The organism is Parafilimonas terrae, from assembly GCF_900115755.1.
Lineage (GTDB): Bacteria > Bacteroidota > Bacteroidia > Chitinophagales > Chitinophagaceae > Parafilimonas > Parafilimonas terrae.
In genome coordinates this window covers 1-2,683 of record NZ_FOXQ01000031.1, presented here as the reverse complement: position 1 = coordinate 2,683, position 2,683 = coordinate 1, and the positions used below count along the sequence as shown (strand labels likewise).

At 46.3% G+C, this 2,683-nt stretch carries 2 protein-coding genes; both read right to left on the bottom strand.

The genetic code is table 11. From position 1 onward, the window contains the following. Positions 1-171: 171 nt before the first annotated feature. The gene (gene istB / locus BM015_RS21160) at positions 172-906 is read right to left on the bottom strand and encodes an IS21-like element helper ATPase IstB (protein ID WP_090663349.1); all 735 of its coding nucleotides are present in this window, start codon (positions 904-906) and stop codon (positions 172-174) included. Between the two features lie 55 nt (positions 907-961). After that, positions 962-2,491 (bottom strand): IS21 family transposase, encoded by a 1,530-nt coding sequence (gene istA / locus BM015_RS21155; protein WP_218148604.1) that lies wholly within the window; start codon positions 2,489-2,491, stop codon positions 962-964. Positions 2,492-2,683: the final 192 nt, after the last annotated feature.

Below are 2,683 nucleotides of genomic sequence, written 5' to 3'. Positions count from 1 at the left end.
TGGGTACGCCGTTTAAATTGACCACCTCAGGCCGAGGCAAATTGACCAACGGATTTGCTGGCGAAGATTTTCAGTTTGTATGTATTCAGGCGGTTCAAAAAATGAGTTTATTTTTTCTTTTCACCAGCAATAGTTTGCCGGTAAACGTTGCTGCAAATTTATAAGATAAGTTCAGTCATCTTCCTTTCTTCTTTTTCGTAAAGATTCGCCTTTTAATTCAAGGCGGTGCGCCTGGTGCACAATGCGGTCGAGTATGGCATCGGCAATTGTTTTTTCACCAATTATATCATACCATTTGCTTACGGGCACCTGCGAGGTGATGATGAGGGCGCTTTTACCATGGCGGTCTTCCACCAGTTCCATCAGTGCATTGCGGCTTTGTGTATCCAGCGGCTGCAGGCCAAAATCGTCCAGTATGAGCAGTTGCTGCCGTTCTATTTTAGCTATTTCTTTAAGGTATGAGCCATCAGCCTTGCTCATTTTAAGTTTGGAGAAGAGTTTGGGCACATTGTGGTACATGACCCTGTAGCCGCGGCTGCAGGCATGGTAACCAAGGGCGGAGGCAATGTAACTTTTACCAATACCGGTGCTGCCGGTAATGAGGATGGTTTCCGCTTTATCAATAAAGGCGCAACCGGCCAGCCGCATAACCTGGTTACGGTCAATGTTACGGTCGTTGTGATAATACAGGTCTTCCAATTCTGCTTTATAGCGGAAGCGGGCATTCCTTACCTTTTGTTCTATACTGCGGTTCTGCCTTTCATCCCATTCGGCTTCTACAAGATGGGCTACCAGTTCATCGGGGGTGTATGTAACAGATTTATCTGTTTCCAGGCTGGTTTTAAATATGCGGTACATGCCCCGCAGGTTCATCTTACGCATTTTGTCTAAGGTGGCTGCATTCATAATTGTTGTTGTTTTTAATATGTGATAAAAGATTTTCTGTGTTGATGATGGAGGGTTAATGGTAATATCCCTCACCCCTTATATTGTCATGAAAGGGCATTTTCAGCTGGTCAGTTTCGTCCGGCGTGTCTTTGAGGTCAAGTTCCCTTTCCAGTATTTTCTGTATGGTTTTGTAATTATACGCCCCGTAACCCAGGGCCCGCTGGCAGGCTTTGATGAGGCGTTCATGGCCCACCTTCTTACCAAAACTTAAAATGCCCATGCAGGCTTTATAAGCCTGTTCAGGATGCTGTTTGCGTTCCAGCACTTTTAGTATGTAAAGCTTTACATCTTCATGTACCTTCTCTGCCCAGCTGGTAAAGCGTTCCGGTGTCCATTCACTTACAAAGCGGTGGGCAGAAGCCAGGTGCTCTTTATCGGTACTGTATTGCCAGGGGCTTTTAACCCTTTGGTGCACGGCAATGCGCTCATAGTTGTAATACACTTCTACGGTATGCCCTGAATAAAGCAGCTTTACCTTTTTGCCTATGAAGCGGTAAGGCACGCTGTAGTAATGTTTATCAGCGCCAAGTGACACATGCCCGTTTTTGGCCACCGTGGCAAAACATTGTTTTTTGAGTTCGTAGCGCAGTACAGGCAGTGGCATGAGCGCCGCTTTTTCCACTTCTTCAAACTGCTGAAGGCGGCTGTAGTTGCGGCCTTTCAGCATAGCTGTATTATGTTCCTGCAAGGCGGCATGTATGGCTGTATTCAGTTCAGCAAGGCTGTGGTAAATATGGCGCCGCACTTTTACATAAATGCGGGAATACATGATGCGGACGGCATTTTCCACCAGCGCTTTGTCGCGGGGTCGATAAGCCCTTGCAGGAAGGATAGCCGTGCCATAATGCCCGGCAAAATCTTCAAAGGTTTCATTGATGGATGGCTCGTATTTGCTGCTGCATGTAACAGCACTTTTGAGGTTGTCGGGAACAATGGCTGCCGGAGCGCCACCGTAAAAATGAAGCGCGTTTTCACAGGCACCTATAAAATCCTCTTTCTGCTGGGTCATCACCGCTTCTATGTACGTAAGCTGGCTGGCGCCCAGTATGGCTACAAACACTTCCACCTCCTTTACTTCGCCCGTACCGGCATCGGTAATGCTTAACCTGTCACCGGCAAAGTCAACATACAGCTTATCGCCGGCCTTATGCTCCATGCGCATAACAGGGTTTACCTGCGCTTTCCACTGCGCATAATAATGCTTGAACTGGCTTAGGCCATAACCATCCGGATGGTCTTTATGGTATTGTTCCCACAACAAATAACGGGTAACGCCTTTTTTCTTCAGTTCTTTATCTATGGCCGGAAAAAGGCTGAATAAGGTTTGCTGTTTATTGTTTAATGGCTTTTCTTCCGGCTTTACAAATAAATCTTCCAGGTCTTTATCGCTTAGCGTATTGACCTCTTCAAAACGGAGCCCACTGGCGGTAAACGCTTTGATATACTTCTTTAACGTGTTGCGCGCCACACCTGTTTGTGCAGCTATTTTTAACTTGCTGTAACCTTGCGTATGCAGGCGTAATACCTGCCTGATCTTGTTCATGCTTATTGCTTTATTTGCCATCCTGTCTATAAATTTTGCTGCAAAATTTATAGACAGGATAGATGCCTGAAACATGAACTGAAAATGTTAGGAAGTGGTCAATTTAGGCTGGCCAAAGGTGGTCAATATACTTTGGCGATACCTGGTCAGCTTAAACCGGCGAAGAGTGGTCAATTTTGCCGACGCCTCCAC

What these genes read in the sequence shown, in the direction of transcription:
- istA (WP_218148604.1), bottom strand. Translation starts at nt 2,491, where the DNA reads ATGAACAAGATCAGGCAGGTATTACGCCTGCATACGCAAGGTTACAGC.
- istB (WP_090663349.1), bottom strand. Translation starts at nt 906, where the DNA reads ATGAATGCAGCCACCTTAGACAAAATGCGTAAGATGAACCTGCGGGGC.